Source organism: Adonisia turfae CCMR0081 (assembly GCF_011009555.1).
Lineage (GTDB): Bacteria > Cyanobacteriota > Cyanobacteriia > Phormidesmidales > Phormidesmidaceae > Leptothoe > Leptothoe turfae.
This window is the reverse complement of the sequence record NZ_QXHD01000004.1, coordinates 1,065,518-1,083,055: the sequence shown is the minus strand read 5'-3', so window position 1 is coordinate 1,083,055 and position 17,538 is coordinate 1,065,518. Positions and strand designations below refer to the sequence as shown.

Genomic DNA, 17,538 nt, shown 5'->3' with positions numbered 1-17,538 from the left:
AGGCGTAGCAAATTATCCCCAAGACTAAGGGAGCTACTGCAGTTAGCCGATAATAAGTCAGTTGAAACATAAGTCTAAAGAGCGTTTGAGGACGGTGTTGTCTCTTTTGTATAAAAGGAAAGTAGGCTGGCCTAGCCCAATAATTAGAGTCGACCGTTTACGTTGGCAGGATCGCTAACGCTTTGACTATTCGGCACATTGACAAAATTGGCCTGCCTTTCAATAGGTGTATAGTCCTGATTGTTGTAGAAATAACGATCGGTGTTGCCTTTCACGTTAATGCCATTAGCAACTAGACCAAGCACATTTTGTTTTGACTGTGCCAACATTGTCTTCGTTGCACGAATGTTTTCGGCATTGGCCATGCCAGGGCGCATGACGAGCAGCACGCCATCTGTTGCCCGACCGATGGTGATCGCGTCAACTAGCCCTAAAATTGGTGGGCTGTCAATAATAATGTAGTCATATGCTTTTTCACTTGCCTGTAGTAGGGACGTAATCAGCTGAGATTCCAAAACTGCCAGAGGATTAAACGGAATAACTCCGGCTGTCAAGATGTGTAAGTTTGGCTCCTGAGAGACAATGACATCCTTAAGGGGAACTTGCCCTGAAGCAAAATTACTTAAACCTTGTACATTGGGCAAATCCCAAATATGATGTTGTGTTGGCTTACGTAGATCGGCATCAACAAGCAAGACAGTGTGGCCCAAATGAGCTAGTGTCAAGGCCAAGTTGGCAGCAACTTCTGATTTACCTTCACCACCCACTGCACTTGTAACTGTGACTGTCTTAACGTGGGTATCAACACAGGAGAATTTAAGGTTGGCTTGTAGAGCTTGATAAGCATCCAGAATAGAGCTGTATTCGGAATTCTTGACTAATATGCTAGGAATATCCGAACCCTTAGCATTGCCTCGCTTCCAGGCGGGGATGATACCCAAGAGGGGATATTCGTACAACTCTTGACCTTCTTGAACCGTTTTCACAGATTGGTCCAGGAGATCGGCCATAAAGGCAGTAATTAACCCTAAAAGAAGACCAGCAAAGCCGCCAGTCATTAAAAAGAGTTTCAGAGAGGGTCCAAGGGGCTCGTTAGGTATTAAGGCTGGGGAAACTATGCGAGCATTTCCAATATTTTGATTCTCTAAGACCTGAGCTTGCTGGAGGTTTTGTAACAAGGTTTCATAGGTGGTCTGAGCTGCAGCAAGTTGGCGATCTAATGCTCTCTCTTGTTTCTCTAAAACCGGAATAACACGAGCTCGACTCTGTTGACCCAATCGAGCAGTTGTCAATTCTTCAACTTGCTGTTGTAAACCAGATGTCGCTCCGTCGAGGCGTAAATACTCGGCGATTAAATCTTGTTCTAACTGGCCCGATTGGAGATCATCTGAAGGCAAGTTCAGTTCATTGGCACCAAGGGTGACATCAAGGCGCTCTTGAAGTAGTGCTTGTAACCCAGCCTCCTGATTGCGTAGGGTGATAATCTCAGGATGTTCGTCTCGGTAACGAGTACGGGCTAACGTTAAATCAGACTGAACAGTTTGTAGTTGTGCTAATACGGTCTGAATGCCAGGTGATTCACTGACAAGCCCCACAGCATATGCTTCATCAGAACTAAGTTTGAGCTTCTGCTGTAGTTGAGATGCCTGAGCTGAGCTATCAGCTAACTGAGATTTTAGCTGAATTAAGGCGTTGTCCAGTGTAAACAGTGACTCAACCAGGTTACGGGACTCTTCTTCAAGGTCTACGATATTGTTGCCTTCTTTGAAGCGTCGTAGTGAAGCCTCTGCCTCTTCAACTGCTTCTTCAGATTCAGGCAGTTGTGCAGTGATAAATTCTTGGGCTGCTAATGCCGCAGCGCGATTGGTCTGTATATCATTTTCAATGTAGATATCTGCCAATGTATTGACAACAGTGGCTGCTATTTCTGGATCTTCAGACGTATATGTAACTTTTAGAACATCTGTTCCAGGAACTCCAGTGACCGTAAGGCTCTTTAGCAGGTCTTCAGGCTGAAGTAGCTCACCCTCATCATCTTGTAGTTTTAATGTTTCGATGACTTTTTGGACAAGGGGAATGGAACGGAAAACCTCAATTTGGGTGTCCAGGGGGTTATCTAGATTAGTAAGTGCTCTGAGTTCTCTGTTACCGCCCTCCAGTCCAACTAGAGCAGACGCTTGGTTTGACAACTCGAATAAAAGTTTTGATTCGGCTTGATACTCAGGTTTTTGAGTAATACCAACGCCAACCGCTGCGGTTGTCGTTAGACCGAAAACAGTCAGAGCGATTAGCCAGCGACGCTTTAGAACTCGCCAATATTTCTGTAAATCTATTTCTATCTCTTTAACAGAGTTATCTTGAGATGCCATTGAACCTCACTGGGGAAAGGAACTAAGTAGGACGGAGAGGGTAATAATACTGAGCAATATCAGAGATTAAATCTGAAATTTAAGGTATATAGATTTCAACAAGCAATCCCATTGATAGAAAAAGGATAGGACTAAGTTCTAGATCGAGGTCTTGACTAGCTGTAACCATACGAAATTGGCCCCAGAGACACCTAGCAACTATTCCCAGATATCTTCAATAGAATTATGCCCATCTTTTCAAATGAACCAGTGACTAACCGTGAGAATTCGGTGGGGACATCAGAACTTCATGGCACTCATCAATTTTCTAAAAAACTGATAAAGCCTAGGAGCAGGTCACAGTATCAAAACCGATTTTGATCACTGCAAATTAGCGTAGCCAGGACTCAGTATTTCTCGGTCGGACGCTGTAGATCAGAACATTCCACTAATGTTTAACGAACTTTTGCTAAATAATCAGTAAACTGACTGAAATCAACAATTAACTGGCATCTAGAGTATGAAAATTGTGATGTTCCTCAAATTGCAACAAGCGAAGTCACTACTAGTAAGCACCCTATATAAGTCAGGCTAGGCGATTCTTAAACTATGTCAGTGGATAGTTGACACGTTTTAAAAACTGCCACATTAAACTGCAATTTTGATGGTGAGATCAAAGTTACTCTGGGCTGATGACCCAGTACGCTAATAGCCCGTGTCTAAGACATACGTAAGTATATGTAGACCAATGCTACCCGACTAGAGGTTATGAATCAAAAGATGCTGATATAGTTCCTGACTAGATTTTCCTGCTTCTTTAAAGTTCAAGTGATTTATCACTAGGCTGATTTTTTACAGCTGGAGTACTGAAAGTTACGGTGCCGACTCGTCATCGGAGTTCTCAGTAGTGGAGGATGTATCTGATGTTTCAGGCTCGTTAGTAGTTTCAGCATCTGTAGTTGCCTCTGAGGCTGCATCATCATTTTTGGCAAGCCAGTCGCTGACTGGGCGTTCGATACCGTTTTCTAAGCCTTTAGGAATGAGGTGAACGTCAACTGGATTTGATTCTGCGATGTCATTGGCTGTCATCACATATAGTGACGTACTGCTAAAGTCTTCATCGCCGACGGTTAAGGTATAGCTTTCTTCATCAACTATGAGTTGAATTTTAGCCGTAGGTGTATCTAAGCCGTAGGTGGCTAGCTGATCGGGAGTGGTGGAAATAGTTTCTTTAATGGTGTCGCTCGTAATGATATTGAGTAAAAAAGCGACTGATGATGGATCGGCTAAAGCTTTTTCAGGGGAAGTCATTTGCCATGCATCATCAGTCTTGATGAAGGACAGCGTGTTGTCGTCTCGTTCTACGGTGAATTCACTGACGTCAGTCTCAGTGAAGCTGTATAAGGTATTACCATTATTGGCTTGAGGCCCTTTGGGGATTTCAAGGATGGTGACGGTGGCGACAAGTGCGATCGCAACCCCTATTAATATTCCTGTACTACGCTGTAGCTTCATTTTAATAACTCCTTAGCGACGACGGAACCAAGCAATGCTTGCACCAACTAGTCCACCTAGGGGGAATACCAGCATTGCTAAAACAATAACCACGATTTGCCGAGATATCGTCATTGTGATGCGACGGTTGGTGATTTCCTTTGGGCGAATTGACAATATGGCATCATCTAAGTCACTCAGCCAGGTGACACTGTTGAGAAAGACATCGCCGTTTAGTTGCTGGTCAAACAAGCCATCAGTGGCGAAGGTGGCATTACCAATAACAACAAGGCGGGATTCTTGCTCTGCATCGTCAGAGGGCTCGCTACTGTCTGCTGGCTCATCTTCAGGCTGTTGTTCAGATGTATCTTCTTCTTCTGTTTCTTGTGTTTCTTTTGTTGGTGTATTGTCGACTTCTCCCGCCGCTGCCTCTTCTATATCTGCTGCTGGCTCTACCTCCGGTTCTGATGAGGTCTCTTGTTGTTCTTCATCTATTTGACTGGTAGGGATTTCTTCGGTGTCTTCTTCTGGAATCTCTTCATTGCTCGCTTCGGAGATCTCCTCTGCATCTTCTTCTGAGATGTCTTCTGATACCTCTTCCGATACCTCTTCTGAAACCCCTTCCGAAACCGTATTACTAGATTTGTCGGCTTCTCGGGTTAAGACGACACCGATATTAAATGGTCCCTCGGGTGCTTCCTGGGTGTCAACATTAAGTTCTCCTGTTTCTGACAGAGGTTCAGCATAGCTTTGGGCGTTGCTGAGAAGTAGGGGAGTAGCTTCTACCCCTGCTACTGGTTCGATCAGAACTGGCCGAGCTAGGGGGTAAAATGAGCGGCCATTGTTAAAGGCTTCGGTAATGGGATGAGCACCATAGTTGGTTACCAATGGGGCTGCTGGGCCTAGCCCAACAATTTGTCCAGTGTTGGAGGTGTCGACAATGAGTTGTTCGTCTAGGGACACCCCCCAAGCTTCTAATAGAGAGTCTAGCTCTGGATCCATTTGGGGATCTACCATGAGTAGAATGCTCCCCCCTGAGTTGAGATATGCTTCTAATGCTTCTACCTCAGGTTCAAAGAAGGCTTGCTGAGGGCCTGCAATGATGACTGCATTTGCATCACTAGGTACGGTTGCTGTTTGGTCCAGGTTCAGGGTCTCAACGGTGAAATTTTCTGCCTCCAGGGCTGCGGCTGCCTGGGCATAGCCTGTAGCTGTGCCATCGATGACAAATTCTTCATGACCCTGAAGGAAGTACACGATGGCATTGCGATCGCGACTAATTTGGGCCAGTTTATTGGTCAAGTCCTGTTCTGTTAAACCTTGTGTTCCTAGGGGTTGAACAAAAACTTTCTGATCGCCTACAGCGAGGTGTACCTCACGTCCTTCACCACTAAGATTAAAATCACGGGCCGCTGCTGGGTCTTGGATTGGATTAATGTGCTCGTAGGTGAGCTGATCATTAAACTGGCGATAACTGTCTAAGAGCTGCTTATCGTTAGGATTTAACGTCGAGTCAAAAATCACGACCTTAACGGGCTGGTTTAGATTTTTTACGACTGCCGTTGATTCCGGCGAGAGAGTAAATAGTCCGCCTTCGGTGAAGTCAATGCGAGGCCCGTACTGCACCGCTAAGAAGTTAATAATGCCCAAGATTACTAATACTGAGACTGTGGCCAACAATGCGTTGGTTCCAGCCTGGGTAGAGCGGCTTTGCCAGAAGCTACGGTAGCCAAAACCTCCCAAAACCAAACTGATCAGGGTCAGCACTAAACCCACAATCAGAAGAACGATGGGTAGAATGCTCCAGGTATCTATAAACCCAGCAACCAGGCCTGCCGTGGTTAAGGCTAATCCGGGCCATAGCAGCCAGCGAAGATATTTACGAGAGGTAGATAGCGCTTTCATAAGTGAGGGGCAAAAGGAGAAAAACAGAATGAAGGTAAAGAGTTTTGAACTTTAAGGTTTGAATTTCAGTCCTTTTACAAGGTTTAACTGAGCCAAAGGCAACTAATTCAAAACCAATAACTTAAACCTCAAAACTTTTTTAGTTTCTCTGAAACCTAAATGCTTCAATGGATTGAGCGGTTAAAAACAAGCCTAAAACACTGTAGGAGAGAAAGAGTATGAGACCGCTAATGTCAAAAACCCCTTGGATAAAGTCGTTGTAATGTGTGAGCAGGGAGAGATGACTGATCGCCTCACCTAGAGGACCTGGTATCCCACTGGCAACGCCTTCAATTAAAAATAAGACCAATATCAAGGCAAACGTTAAAATGGCTGCGAGCACCGTGCTTTCAGTCAGCGAGGAGATAAACATCCCCAGAGAAAGCACCCCCGCAGCTAGCAAAATGAGGCCGCCATGGCCCAAAAATAGCAACCGCATATCAAAGGGGGGATCAGAGGCTCCAACGATTAACGCTTCGAGTACGAGCAGCGGTAACACCATGGTGAAAAAGAAGGTCACCACACCTAGCAGTTTGCCAAGGGCAACGGCCCAGTTGGTAATTGGAGAAGTGGCTAATAACTCGAGGGTGCCTTGTTTGCGTTCTTCTGTGTATAACCCCATGGATAGGGCAGGCAGAATAAACAAGGCTAGGGAGCCCAAAAGTCCCAAATAAAGCTGTATAAATTCATAGGGCAGATCGATAGGTGTGGTCTGTAGTCCAGCCTGATCGGCAAAAGCTGCCTGGGCCACAACGCCCTGGGGGCCAAATACCAGGATGACTAATAAAAAACCAGCCAGTAACCAAAAAATAGTGGCGACGCCGTAGGCCAACGGTGAGGCAAAGTAGCTTTGTAGCTCTCGGCGGTAGATGGCAAGGATATTGCTAATGACGGTAATAATGCTATTCATCGCTGTCTGGGTCCGATGGGCTATCTGTTGGGCTATTTGGGGCTAATGTGTCAGTTTTGTCTTCTAGGGATGAGGGGGGTGGCGCGTCAGGGCTGGAATCGGCTGCATTATCTGTAGGCGGTGCGTCTGCTTGAGGGGCAGATTCAGGAACGGCCTCAGTGGCTTCTTCAGTTGTTAAGCCGATAAACACGTCTTCTAAGCTGACGCGATTGCGGGATAGTTCATAGAGACCGAGGTTGGCGTTGACGATAGCCCATGCGATCGCACTGCCCGGATCTTGGTCAGTGGCTGCCATCACCTGAAATCGATGGTGGTTGTCCGCTAAGCCTTCATCCGACAGCGATTTTACAGAGTCCACCTGGTGCAGTTTGTTCAGGACGGCTTGAGCCTGCTCTGGGTCACCAGCCACTTCAATGGCATAGCCTAGCTGACCTGCCAGACGGGCCGTGAGATTGTCTGGGGTGTCCGTGGCAACGATGCGGCCTTTGTTGATAATAGTGATGCGATCGCACGTCATACTCACCTCAGGCAAGATGTGCGTTGAAAGAATGATGGTATGTTGTCCTGCCAGACTTTTAATCAGATTGCGGACATCAATAATCTGTTTGGGATCGAGACCTACGGTGGGCTCATCCAAAATAATGACCGGTGGATCGTGGACGATGGCTTGGGCAATGCCCACCCGCTGACGAAACCCTTTGGAAAGTTTGCGAATTAAGACCTTCTTCTTCTCGCTGAGATTGCATCTCTCCATTGCCGAGGCCACCTGCTTGTCCCGATCTTCAAGGGGCACGCCTTTAATTCGAGCTACAAAATACAGAAACGCCTCCACGGTCATATCTGGGTACAGCGGTGGCGTCTCAGGCAAATAGCCAATGTTTTGCCTGACCGCCATCGAATCAGTGTGCACCTCGTGGTTAGCAATACGGGCTGTTCCACTGGTGGCTGGTAAATACCCTGCCAATATGCGCATGGTTGTGGTTTTCCCGGCCCCATTAGGGCCTAAAAAACCTAAGATTTCTCCAGGCTCTACTTTGAAGGACACATCACTAATCGCAATGGTCGAGCCGTAGGCTTTGCTAAGCTGCTCTACCTCAATCATGGTTCACCCAATAGAACTAAGCCGAATATCAAATCAAAGGCGATTGATCTCGCTTGACCATTCTGCCACTGAATTTCATAACGGTTGCTGCAAAATTGTGCAACCCTATACGGAAAGAATGCAGCAGTCCACCATGACCAGTAATAACCTAGGCCCTGAGAATTCTCTGACTTTTCTCTATTACTTTGGCACCACCACCCTGATTACGATTGTCTTAGCTAGTCTGGTACTTAACCTCAGCCCAATGAGTGTTGTACCGAATCAGCTGGGTTTAGTTATGGGGCTGGTGGGCGGTGGACTGGGACTGTACTTTAATCGCTCCATCACCCTCAAACAGTCAATTAAGGGACATAAAGTATTTCTTAATCAGATTGAACAACCTTTGACTGAGCTGGGCTACAGTCGTGTGGAAGACGATAGCTTGCCGACTGACCTTGTAATGTATGCCCGTAACAATATACGGGGGTTACTATCGGGAAAAATCTATATCCGATTGGATGGCAAAACAGCTTATATCACTAGCCGAGCTGTCCATATTCGTGGCCTGAAGCAAAAGCTGTAAAGTTGTGCGTAATTGGGTTTCTTTCCTCCTTTACATTCAACCTGTGCTCATTATCTAAAGATGGCTAAACCTAAGAAACAAAAATTTCCCCATCTCCTTGGGTCAAAATGGACGGCCCAGCAGCGCACCATGGGTTGGCGGCATTTTCAAGTCACAAATCGTAAAAATGAGGGCAAGCTCGTTTTTGCAGAGCTAGTGGCATCTTGTGATCCAGCGGTTCGATTTTGGATTAATGCCAACGTGCTCAAGAATCGACAGCTGTGGAGCTCAGGATGGCAAACTCTGGATCAAATAACTGGCGGGCAAAACAAAATCGATGGCATATCTTAACCATTCTTCTGGAGAAAGAACGCTAGTATATTAATTGAGTAATAATCTTTACAGAAGGTGCATTGCATTTGTCCATTGCTTGTTTGGACATATGTTGAGTGGCATTCATTAAAGGTTCTGTTTAAGCTAGTAACAGTTTGTGTTTCTTGAAATAGTTACATGGGCCTTTTGGAATTATTTAGCTTAAGTGCGATTGATGTACAGCTCCAACGCTCCCGAACCTGAATTAATGAAGGCGATTTTACAGCCACTGTTGGATGATTTTCAGCATTGGTTTAGTCGTTCCATTAATTTATTGGAATCTGAGACTATCGATTTCCTAGGCGAGCATGGGCAACAGGATTTACTCAATCGGGTGCGTCGAGCTCAACAACTGGTGAGTGCATCCCAGTCACTATCTCAGGCTATAGGCAACCAGGCAGGTGTAGATATGGCTGTTGTGATGTCTTGGCATCAGTTAGTTCATGAATGTTGGAATGTGGGTATCCGCTTTCGACAGCAGCAAGCCCAAGCGGCCCCCAGCAAACCTAAAGAGGATAATTAGCGCAATCGCTTTTCCCTATGCTGCATTTACTCTATATCTTCGCTTTTACTATCCTGGCCGTATTGGCAATTGTCAACTTGGCCCGCAATCTCATTAGCTTGGGTATCGAAACCCGACGGGTGAGTGGTAATACGGCTGAATCAAAGTCCAGTCAACGTCGCGTGCCTCATCCTGAGCTGTTGGACAGCGATGGCAATGTGTTGGATGAGCCTCTGCTAGTCATGCGCTCCATATCCATCAAAGATGCCCGTGAGCAACTAGATGCGATTTACGATTCATCTGGTGGTGGCAATCCTTTGGATGAGACAAAGGACGATTAGTTTCCTTTAGGGCAATGGACATTCTTAAAGAGTTAGAGCATGGCGAAGTTTGTAAATGACTTTACTGTGCTCTAAGCTCTTTTTGTATCTCTAACAGGGTTACTTTCAGGGGTATTTCTTATGTTTCTGATGCGAAATCTTGACTGATAGCACCCGGTATTAGAAGGGCAAAGCCTATAAGGGAGTGCCCCTATGGGATTGGCATCATTTCACGTTCAACATAGTTATAAACCTGTACGAAGATCCGCTCACCTTTAAATCTGAATATTTCCTTGGGCTTAGCTCAGCTGAATTTCAGCCAAAACCTATTTAATTGGAGCTGATATTGTCCCATGGCATCCTATGGATTTAGAGAATACATTAGTCATTATTCCAGCGCTGAATGAATCCACCACGATTGGCAATGTAGTTAAATCCTTGCGTAACCAAGGATTATCCCACATTCGTGTGGTGGATAATGGTAGTCAAGATGGCACTGCGGACGTAGCTGCTCAGGTGGGGGCTGATGTTGTCCAGGAACACCTGAAAGGTTATGGGCAAGCTTGCTGGCGAGGATTGCAGTCAGTCCCTGAAGGTATCGAGTGGATTTTGTTTTGTGACGCTGACGGTAGTGATGATGTAAGCCAGCTGCCAGAGTTCTTTGCTCAGCGAGAGAGCTATGACCTGATTTTGGGGAACCGTCGGGGCACGGAATCTGGGCGTCAGCAACTGAGTCCAGTACAAAACTTTGGTAATGGGTTATCCGGTACGCTCATTGCTTGGGGGTGGGGCTATCGTTTTCATGATTTGGGGCCGCTGCGATTGGTGCGGAAGACATCTCTAGAACAGATTGGGATGTGCGATCGCAACTTTGGCTGGACCGTAGAGATGCAGGCCCGAGCAGTAGAGTGTAACCTACGTATCCGTGAGCTACCCGTCAATTATCTGCCCCGTCAGGGCGGTCAGTCCAAAATTTCAGGCACTGTGTCCGGTAGCTTCAAAGCCGGAACCATTATTTTGTCCACGCTGGCGAGTTTATATTGGCAGAATCTGTGGCGAGGCAGTGATCAAGAATCGGCCCAAGCTAATGCCCCTGGTTTACTGTGGATGAGTGCCCTGTTGCTGGTTGCTGGCGCCGTTTACACATTGCCCCATGGTGCCTTTAGTGAGCCATCCTCGGTGATCCAATTTTGGATTGGTAGCGCCATTATGGCGGCAGGCTTTGTTCTGGCCTGGGGGGTGCGTAGTATTTCAGGTGTGTGGTTTTGGAGCGTGGCCATTGTTACTCGGCTGTTGCTCTTGGCTATGTATCCCGGTAATGATATCTGGCGTTATCTGTGGGAGGGCTACGTTCAGCTCCAAGGATTTAGTCCCTATGACTTTGCGCCGACGGCTGATGTGCTGGAGCATCTACGTACGCAATGGTGGGACCAAATTAATCACCCCTATGCCTCAGCCATTTATCCACCGGTAACCCAGTTTGGGTTTCGCACCCTGGCCAGTATTTGGCTATCGGTACCGCTGTTTAAAGCGGCGTTTGCAGCAGCAGATCTGGCAGTGTGTTGGTTGCTGAGTCGGCGGTTTGGTTATCGAGCCACACTGCTCTATGCCTGGAATCCACTGGTGCTCTATAGCTTTGCCGGTGGTGGGCACTATGACAGTTGGTTTGTCCTGCCGTTGGTGATGGCCTGGCTGTGGTTTGACCGCCCCAGCCATCAACCTGAAAAATCCAGTTCCCTGCCACTCTTCACCTATTTGGGCAGTGCTTTATTTGTGGGCATTAGCATTGCTGTTAAGTGGATTTCACTGCCCGTACTGGCTTTTTTGGTGTGGCATGCTCTACGTCGAGGCCGTATCGGTATTGCCTTGCTAAGTGGTGTTACCGGCCTGCTGCCTGTGATTCTGGCGGCTATTCCTTTCTGTAGCCCCACATCCTGTCCCCTCGTCAGATTCGGCTCTTCGTTTGTGGTCACGGGCCGTTGTGCAGAGCTTATTCCTTACATTGTGGAACAACTGTGGGCACCCTCGCGCTGGGCCAACTGGCTCTATGCTTTTCCATTGGCCTTAGTGATCGTGTGGCTGCTGCTGAGAGCGACCACATTTCACAAGTTTACAGAGTGGTACCTGATTGGCCTGATGGTGATTTCGCCCATCGTACATTTCTGGTATCTCAGCTGGCTGATGCCCTTTTTGGTATTGAGTCGCAACCTGGGCATTCGGCTCATCAGTCTTTCTGCCTACGTGTATTTCACCTTGCTATATATGTCAGCTGCAGGAGACCATAGCTGGATTTTGCCAGAAGCTCAGCGTCATATATTGTGGTGGCCGTTTGTTCTAGGAGTTGCCTGGAGTAGTGCTAAGGTAACGTGGCCGCAACTGGCGCTGACACCAAAATTGAACAGAACTTAATGCACTTCTCAGGATTTGTTCAGTTGGCAATGAGAGATTGCAAGTGACTGCTCGCTGACTCCTCATTCAAGAATAGTTATGAAACGTAAGCATTTATCCGCCCTTTTTCTGACTTGCTCCATTGGTTTAGTTGGTTGCTCCACGAGTGCTGTGACTACAACCGCTGACCCATCTTCAGCCCAGGTAGAAATTGCGTCTGCCCAGGGGGTCGATTACACCCTTTACGATGATGTACTGAGTACCTATGTGGACGACTCTGGCTGGGTCAACTATGCTGATTTGCAACAATCTCGACAGGCGTTGGATACATTCAACAATGGTTTAGCCACTGTGGATGATGCCACTTTGAGCAGCTGGAGTGAGGAAGAACAAATTGCTTTTTGGATAAATGCTTATAACTCTCTAACACTAAAATCGATTGTTGACCAAACTCCTCTAAAGCCTAGTATTAAAGATATTACAGGGGTGTGGCGTCTGCGTAAGCATCCGATTAATGAAAAAGAAAAGACGTTAAACAACATTGAGCATGATGTTCTGAGGGTTGACTTTGATGAACCTCGACTCCATGCGGCCATTGTCTGTGCTGCCATTAGCTGCCCCCCGTTGCGTAACGAAGCCTTTACCGGCGAAAACCTTGACGCTCAGCTGGATGAACAAGTAGAGCAATGGCTAGCAAGACCTGACGGCCTCAAAATCGATAAAGCAGCTGGCGAAGTCAAGGTGTCTAAAATTTTCAGTTGGTTTGGCGGCGATTGGATCCCTAGCTATGGTGTAGACAGTGGCTTTACCGGCAGCAAAGAAGAGCGAGCTGTTCTGAACTTTATTAGCCAGTACGTTAGTGATGAGGATCGGGCTTATTTGGAAGCTGGTGATTATCAGGTTAGTTATTTCGACTACGATTGGACTCTCAACAACCAGCCATAGTAAAGCAGGTGTTGCTGATCCTCAATGTGATTTTATCTGTAGCGTTTGGGTAGATTCTGCCTGCTATTGATCGATGCCCATGGCAGATCAGCAACGGCATTAAACAAACATCAAAACAATGAGGGGTGACATCGTGCATACGAGTGCTTGTCTGATGTTGTTCACACGGTACCCCGAAGCTGGCAATACTAAAACCCGGCTGATTCCCTATTTAGGTGCGGCGCAGGCGGCTGAACTCCAGCGATGGATGACGGCATCCATGGCCAATGAAATGGCTGCTCTGCGTCCAGATATTGATCGGCAAATCCATTTTTCTGGCGGTAGTTTGTCGCAGATGCAAGCCTGGTTAGGGCGGCAGTTTACCTATCTGCCGCAGTTTTCTGGTGGTTTAGGCAGTCGCTTGCACCAGGCATTTGTAGAGAATTTTCGGTCAGGCAGGGATGCTGTGGTTGCGATTGGGGCTGACTGCCCTCAGCTGAGTACCCGCCATTTTGAGCAGGCGTTTAAACAGCTCAAAACCCATGATGTGGTGTTAGGGCCAGCGGCGGATGGGGGGTACTACTTGATTGGGTTAAATCGACCCCAGTTCCAACTATTTGAGAATATTCCATGGGGCACTGGTGAGGTCTTTGAGCGGACGATTGCGATCGCAAATCATCTAAACCTATCCGTTGTTACCCTGGAGCAGCTGCGGGATGTGGATCGCCCAGAAGACTTGGAATTGCTCAATCAAATTCCCATTTATATTTAAGGGTTGTGCCATTGGAGGGTAATCCTCGTAGGGGCGTTCCCTGGAACGTCCCTACGATGGATATTTCATTAGATGCGGCTGACCTGTTTAGGGATGTAATATCGGGCCTTGCTCGGCACCATACGAGCGTAAAGATTTTCTAGCTGGGTGATATTTTGGCTGAGGGTATAGCGATCCAAAACACGCTGACGAGCCTTGCTGCTCAAAATTGAAAGCATTTCAGGATGATTTCGCAGTAAGGGCAAAATAGTTTGTAACTGCTGTGCTACACGTTGAGTATCAATCACAATACCTGCTCCGTTTTCGAGCACTTCGCCATCGGCCCCCGCATCAGTAGCAATGCAGGCTGCACCACAGGCCATCGCCTCCAATAACGATAACGATAGTCCTTCAATTAAGGACGGCAAAATAAATGCATCCGCACCTTGCAAAATTTCGATGCGGCGATTCTCATCGGCAACGAAACCTAGCCAAATGACTGAAGTATCGGCTCCGTAAGCCGTCTTTAAGGCCATTTCTAGGGGACCACTGCCGACAATGATAAGTTTGTTCTTGCCTCTCATGTTGGCCAGTTTCCAACCCTTGAGCAGCGACTCTACATTTTTCTCAATAGCCAGTCGGCCCTGATAAACATAGATTTGGTCCGCCCTAAATTCTTGTTTGATGCGGGAATGGCCAGGAGCATACCGATAGATATCCACACCGTTTGGAATAACGGCTACCCGTTCTGCAGGTACTCCAAGTTTGACTAAGAGTTCTTGCTGCATGCGAGAAAAAACGATCACCTGGTCATAGTTGGCCAGCCGAGGAGCATACAGCTGATAGGTAAAATGCTGAGTTCCTGACGTCAGGTTGCGGCGTTTGCGATCAAAGGCAGGATGAAATGTAGCTACCAGCGGAATTCCCTGCTCGTGGCAAATTTCCGGTAGCTTAAAATCCAAAGGTGATAGAGATAACGATGCATGCACTAGATCTGGCTTGAGTTCTGCCAGTACCTCAGCCAGCCTGCGTGCTGAACGAAAGCTGGGAATAATGAGGATCTGCGATTTGAAAATAAAGGGTAATGAAACCTCTTCATAGCCAACGTGCTCACCTTCTGACTCTGCATCGGTAGCAAAGTGGAGAAATGTCACTCGATAACCACGATCTAGTAGAGCATTTGTAATCTCTCGACCATAGGTGACATTTCCACAAAATGGAGACTTTTTACCAATCCATGCAATGTGCATCTAAACGGGTCTATAAATCAGACATTTATAAAAGGGCGTTTTCAAAAGCAGACATGAACGGCTTTGCGAATTCAACCGCTTGGCAAGACGCCCCTAGGAACCCTTGTTTACTCAAGCAACTGTTTAAGTAACGTAACTTAATGCTGCTTAAGCAACCGTACGAATGCTTTATATGACTTTATCAGGATTTTAGGATTTCCTTGGTAATGACTGCTCAGAGAGATTGGAATTTGGGAATCGATGGGGATTGGAGAAGGGACGATGGGGAGTAGTTAACCATGCTGATAGCCCTGATCGGAGCTTGAGGACTCTAGTTTTGTCCTGGTTCTAGGGTGGGGAGGAGGTTTCTGCTGGGACAGTGAAAACAGTTTGGGTGAAGATACCGCCTAGAATGACGATGGCTGCGAGACTCAACAGTACTAAACGTAACCCTAGAAACGCTTCTGCGACGCCTGCTAAGGCCAAGGGTAAGCTCAAGGCAATGTTGACAAGGTTGTTTTGTAGTCCAAAAACTTTACCGCGCATATCTTCAGGGGTTTGCTCTTGCACTGTGGTTTGCATGGGGATACCAACCGTGGCTGCAAAAATGCCCAGTATGGCGATCAGCGCTAGGCTACCCCACAGGCTATGAATTGTCATCGAAAGACCCCCTAGGGCAGCTCCCATGCCCAATAGACCCACCAGACTCAGCTGACGTCGCGCAAAGCGATGACCCGCGTGACCAATCAGGGCTGCGCCTATGCCCATACCGACGCCGCCTGAGGCTAGTAACACGCCAAATTGGGACGATTTGAGCGCAGGGATAACTTCAGCTAGACGCACCGCTAGCACTGCCAGTGCTGCAAATACAGAGAATAGTAGCACCAGCTGAATAATGGCGTTACGAATGGGAGGGCGCTGTTTGATGTAGCGCAAACCCTCTTTGATATCGGTCAGGACATGGCTGTCTTTGGTGAGATTCTCGGAAGATTCGCCGGTACGCATCAGCATCAGGATGACGCCAGCCAGGCAGTAGCTCAGCCCGACTAAGATGTCTTTGCCAATGCCGCTGTTGCCATCAAAAGAGGCAAGGAGTTTATCTGCGATCGCAAGCAGCGGCTCCCCCACCGCAAATCCAATAATCACCGATGCCATCATGGTGGTGGTATAGAGGGAATTTGCCGATAGCAGATGGCGCTCGTCCACAATTAGCGGAATGGCAGACTGTTCTGCTGGGGCAAAAAACTGGGTGAGCGTCGACACCAAAAAGGTGACCACTAACAGCAGGCAAAAGCTTACGGGGATACCTGCTATCGTGCCCCAGTCATGGCTTAGCCATAGTCCTAAGGGCAACAAAATGACTAAGGTTCCTCGCAGCAAATTAGTCAGCACTAAGACTGGCCGCTTCAGCCAGCGATCTACATAGACCCCGGCCAATGAGCCAAATAGGACCGCTGGAATCGTAAATGCGATCATCACAGCCGATACCCAACCACTGATGGTTTGACCCGGTACTTCATACTGACTGGCAATGATGGCAATCATTAGAACCAGGTACACCTTATCGGCCAGTTGCGAAAAAACTTGACCACACCAAAGCGTGAGAAAATTACGGTTCTGTAGCACTGGCCAAAAGCCAGTTTGTGGTCCAGTAGCACCAGTGTTTGAAGTATCTTTGTCCACTGCTGCTGATACAGCTGGTAATCGATTGTCTGCCGTTAGAGTGTCTGGATGCCCATGCTCTGAAGCCGGTGATCTCTCGGTCAACCCAGCCTCATCCAGGCCTGGCTGGTAGCCAGAACCGTCAGAAATCTTAGATGCACTTGGGTCTGACTCACGAAGCATAAACAGGTGAAGCAAAGCAGCTATCGAGTAGTGCAGCCGATCGAATGGGGCGATCAAAATGAAACTGAGCATAGTTTCTCAGCAGACGTTCAACACGACGCCACAAACTATGGGGGGCTGTACCAACTCCTTCTATAGATGGTAAAGAACTATCCTGGGTGAACACAAGTTCTGCTTGCCCTAATTGTTGCAAAAGTGCTAATTCTGGGGCTCCAATGGTCGTTGTTAATGAACCATAGATACGTTTGCGACGCCCAGCTTCATAATCCATGGGTCCAGCATTATTTTCTAGTCGCTCTAGTTGCTCTAGGGTGATCACCCCACCTGCAGAAATGCTAAACCCCACCTGCCATTGGCTCCCCAGCTGGGGCTTGATGGGGGTGCGACTCAGGCAGCAGTGGCGTAATTCTGGGGCGATTCCGGCAAGGGCCAAAATGTGAAAGGTCCCGTGGGCCAAACAAGCCAGCACAGCTCCTGATGGAGCAGTCTCTAACCGTTCTAAATGGGCAACCAGTAGCGCAAACAGCTCTGCTTGAGGTTGTTCGCTGGCTTCACATAGCACCAATTCTGCAAGATACTGTCCCGCTGTTAGCCGTACCAGATCTTGACTTAACCCTGGAAATGACTGCTGAGTTTGAGCTTGAATCATTTTGTCCAGAGATTTCCCTTTGGACAACATCAGCTCATTCACCACAAAAAGACCACTGCGACCTCCTAGACGAGACTTATGCTTGCGGGCTCCAGGTGCGATCGCACGCAGCAGCCCATGTTCTTTAGTCAAAATAGTGATCAACCGATCGGTCTCACCCATCGGAGCAGCTTTAAGGTTGATACCAGTGGCTTTATAGGTGCGGGACATTAAGCACTC

Annotated in this window: 15 protein-coding genes; 7 read left to right on the top strand and 8 right to left on the bottom strand. The window is 47.5% G+C overall.

Translation table 11 applies throughout. The features are described from left to right. Positions 1 to 143: 143 nt before the first annotated feature. The 5 genes from DXZ20_RS08880 to DXZ20_RS08860 form a co-directional block, all read right to left on the bottom strand. Positions 144 to 2,369: a GumC family protein gene (locus DXZ20_RS08880; protein WP_163660704.1), complete on the bottom strand. Its 2,226-nt coding sequence runs from the start codon at positions 2,367 to 2,369 to the stop codon at positions 144 to 146. An 852-nt stretch (positions 2,370 to 3,221) separates the two neighbouring features. Further along, the gene (locus DXZ20_RS08875) at positions 3,222 to 3,863 is read right to left on the bottom strand and encodes a DUF4340 domain-containing protein (protein ID WP_163660706.1); all 642 of its coding nucleotides are present in this window, start codon (positions 3,861 to 3,863) and stop codon (positions 3,222 to 3,224) included. A 12-nt stretch (positions 3,864 to 3,875) separates the two neighbouring features. After that, positions 3,876 to 5,747, bottom strand: coding sequence for a GldG family protein (locus tag DXZ20_RS08870; protein WP_163697685.1), 1,872 nt, complete (start codon positions 5,745 to 5,747; stop codon positions 3,876 to 3,878). 139 nt (positions 5,748 to 5,886) lie between these two features. Next, positions 5,887 to 6,687: an ABC transporter permease gene (locus DXZ20_RS08865; RefSeq protein ID WP_036021651.1), complete on the bottom strand. Its 801-nt coding sequence runs from the start codon at positions 6,685 to 6,687 to the stop codon at positions 5,887 to 5,889. A 1-nt stretch (position 6,688) separates the two neighbouring features. Then, positions 6,689 to 7,798 carry an ABC transporter ATP-binding protein gene (locus tag DXZ20_RS08860; RefSeq protein WP_163697683.1) on the bottom strand — a complete coding sequence of 370 codons (1,110 nt, stop codon included), beginning with the start codon at positions 7,796 to 7,798 and terminating at the stop codon, positions 6,689 to 6,691. Between the two features lie 133 nt (positions 7,799 to 7,931). Between DXZ20_RS08860 and DXZ20_RS08855 the strand changes: the two genes are divergently transcribed. The 7 genes from DXZ20_RS08855 (at position 7,932) to DXZ20_RS08825 (ending at position 13,617) form a co-directional block, all read left to right on the top strand. Further along, positions 7,932 to 8,360, top strand: coding sequence for a hypothetical protein (locus tag DXZ20_RS08855; RefSeq protein WP_163697681.1), 429 nt, complete (start codon positions 7,932 to 7,934; stop codon positions 8,358 to 8,360). 60 nt (positions 8,361 to 8,420) lie between these two features. Next, complete coding sequence (locus tag DXZ20_RS08850) at positions 8,421 to 8,690, top strand: TIGR02450 family Trp-rich protein (RefSeq protein ID WP_006518167.1); 270 nt, start codon at positions 8,421 to 8,423, stop codon at positions 8,688 to 8,690. 196 nt (positions 8,691 to 8,886) lie between these two features. Next, the gene (locus DXZ20_RS08845) at positions 8,887 to 9,234 is read left to right on the top strand and encodes a DUF2605 domain-containing protein (protein WP_163664675.1); all 348 of its coding nucleotides are present in this window, start codon (positions 8,887 to 8,889) and stop codon (positions 9,232 to 9,234) included. 17 nt (positions 9,235 to 9,251) lie between these two features. Continuing rightward, on the top strand, positions 9,252 to 9,554 hold the full coding sequence (locus DXZ20_RS08840) for a DUF2973 domain-containing protein (protein ID WP_163697679.1): 303 nt from the start codon (positions 9,252 to 9,254) through the stop codon (positions 9,552 to 9,554). 342 nt (positions 9,555 to 9,896) lie between these two features. Continuing rightward, positions 9,897 to 11,942 (top strand): glycosyltransferase family 2 protein, encoded by a 2,046-nt coding sequence (locus tag DXZ20_RS08835; RefSeq protein WP_163697677.1) that lies wholly within the window; start codon positions 9,897 to 9,899, stop codon positions 11,940 to 11,942. A 78-nt stretch (positions 11,943 to 12,020) separates the two neighbouring features. Further along, the gene (locus DXZ20_RS08830) at positions 12,021 to 12,866 is read left to right on the top strand and encodes a DUF547 domain-containing protein (RefSeq protein WP_163697675.1); all 846 of its coding nucleotides are present in this window, start codon (positions 12,021 to 12,023) and stop codon (positions 12,864 to 12,866) included. A 154-nt stretch (positions 12,867 to 13,020) separates the two neighbouring features. Then, the gene (locus DXZ20_RS08825) at positions 13,021 to 13,617 is read left to right on the top strand and encodes a TIGR04282 family arsenosugar biosynthesis glycosyltransferase (protein WP_250564947.1); all 597 of its coding nucleotides are present in this window, start codon (positions 13,021 to 13,023) and stop codon (positions 13,615 to 13,617) included. 68 nt (positions 13,618 to 13,685) lie between these two features. Here DXZ20_RS08825 and DXZ20_RS08820 read toward each other — a convergent pair whose 3' ends face one another. From DXZ20_RS08820 to recO, 3 genes are all read right to left on the bottom strand, one after another. Beyond that, on the bottom strand, positions 13,686 to 14,846 hold the full coding sequence (locus DXZ20_RS08820; RefSeq protein WP_163664685.1) for a glycosyltransferase family 4 protein: 1,161 nt from the start codon (positions 14,844 to 14,846) through the stop codon (positions 13,686 to 13,688). A gap of 327 nt (positions 14,847 to 15,173) precedes the next feature. After that, entirely contained in the window at positions 15,174 to 16,670 is a 1,497-nt protein-coding gene (locus tag DXZ20_RS08815; RefSeq protein WP_163703445.1) for an MFS transporter, read from the bottom strand. After that, a complete protein-coding gene (recO, locus tag DXZ20_RS08810) occupies positions 16,660 to 17,529 on the bottom strand; it encodes a DNA repair protein RecO (RefSeq protein WP_163664687.1) in 870 nt (289 codons plus the stop codon). The genes DXZ20_RS08815 and recO overlap by 11 nt, the downstream gene beginning before the upstream one ends. Positions 17,530 to 17,538: the final 9 nt, after the last annotated feature.